The following is a 1,623-nucleotide window of genomic DNA, read 5'->3' as shown; positions in this document are numbered from 1 at the left end:
GTTGAAGCAGTTGGCAAACTCACTTTAACCCCGTCGCCTCCATGACGACGGTGGGAGGCCCGCTAGATGATTTTCAAGTTTGAATCATTCGTTTCCCCGGAAAATGCGGTACATCTCGGTAATCTCGTGAAGAGCGAGAAACCCGCGCCACATGACCGTTGGTCCGGGAGGCGGATCGTGCTTTCGATTTAGATAGCCGCCGAGGCCGGCGATCCAGAGGACGGCTTGCTCCAACGAGGGTACCATGTTGGGGGAGTTGGCGGTGCGATGCACGCGGCAATACAATGCCTGCCATTCGACAGGTTGAAGCACAACTTCGCAGGGCAAGTCTCCATCAAGCCTGGCCAGCAGGGTGGTGTATAAAACACGCCAGGCGATGACGGCGAACAGGGCCGTAGCTCTTACGAACCGCTCAAGGGTGCCGAACTGGCGCGCTTCAATCCGACAGCCACTCTTGAGAACACGATGCCACGATTCGATCGTCCATCGTCGCGCGTACCACGCCAGGCGCTCCAGCGCTTGCTCGTATGTGTGCGTAGGCATCGAACACAGCAGCAGCCACTCGAGTGGATCAACGTTGTCGTTTATATCAACTTCGAGAACATGGATAGCGAAGACCTCGGCGAGCGGAAGCTTCTCGCATTGTCGATTGGCGGGGGCGCGCAGCGTCACCGGTGTGCATCGAACTTCGAGTCGAGCAGTGCGCGGCGGCTTGTCAGCCCTGGCCGGGATCTGCAATTCGGTCTGGCCCAACACCGGCGACGCCAGAACAGTTGGCCACAGATATTGTTCGGGATGTTCTACCCGTCGGTTCCACGACGCACGGATCAGCCAATCGACACCTATCGGACGCTCCGCGATGAATGCATCGTAGACGTCGCCCTCGCGATCGCTGATGCCAACGACGTGCGTGTCGGAGCAATACGACTTGAGCGTGGCGAGATGTTCAATACCTTCAAGCCACTTGACGCTCTCCTTCGTGCCGATCGCCTTGCTTTTGCACAGGCGCTTCTTGCCAAGCTGTTCGATCGGCCTGACCCATGTCTTCATGCCCAGCACGCCGAGCGGCAAACCTTCGGGAGTTACGGCCAGCAGGCTATGCATCAGGAAGCCACGAAGGTACTCATGCGCGATATATCCCAGACCCTCCGTCGAGCGAAGATGAGTGAGATTGAATTCTGTGGTGTCCTGGATCGCAAGGACCAACGGGGCTTGCTCCATTCGCGTCAATGTCTGCGCGACGTGCGGCGCAAGCACTCCCTCCGGGTCGACTTTGGCATTATCGAAAAAGCGATACGCACCCTTCAATTGGGCGGCATCAAGCGACTGTGGAAACGAAGTTTGTGGACATCTGGATAACTGACGAGCAAGCGACACGAGGCGGGAGGTCAGTCGGGCGTCGCCCAACATTGCCGCCCCGAACTCGTCGTTCGCCCAGTCCTCAATGTCTCCCGCCCGTGCCAAGGCCAAATGTCCCAATCAACACGTTGCGGAAAGTTAACATTGTCGGCGCGCGTTTACAAGCGGAAGACATCGCGGTCGGGACTTGAAAATCATCTAGCGGGCCTCCCACCGTCGTCATGGAGGCGACGGGGTTAAAGTGAGTTTGCCAACTGCTTCAAC

The 1,623-nt window shown here is 57.9% G+C and carries 1 protein-coding gene; it reads right to left on the bottom strand.

Annotation, left to right across the window (positions count from 1 at the left end; all coding sequences use genetic code 11):
- Window positions 1–84: 84 nt before the first annotated feature.
- Complete coding sequence (locus AWB74_RS44395; protein ID WP_087039593.1) at window positions 85–1,464, bottom strand: IS4 family transposase; 1,380 nt, start codon at window positions 1,462–1,464, stop codon at window positions 85–87.
- Between the last annotated feature and the right edge of the window lie 159 nt (window positions 1,465–1,623).

The organism is Caballeronia arvi (assembly GCF_001544695.2).
Classification (GTDB): Bacteria; Pseudomonadota; Gammaproteobacteria; order Burkholderiales; family Burkholderiaceae; genus Caballeronia; species Caballeronia arvi.
This window is presented reverse-complemented; position numbering and strand designations above follow the sequence as displayed.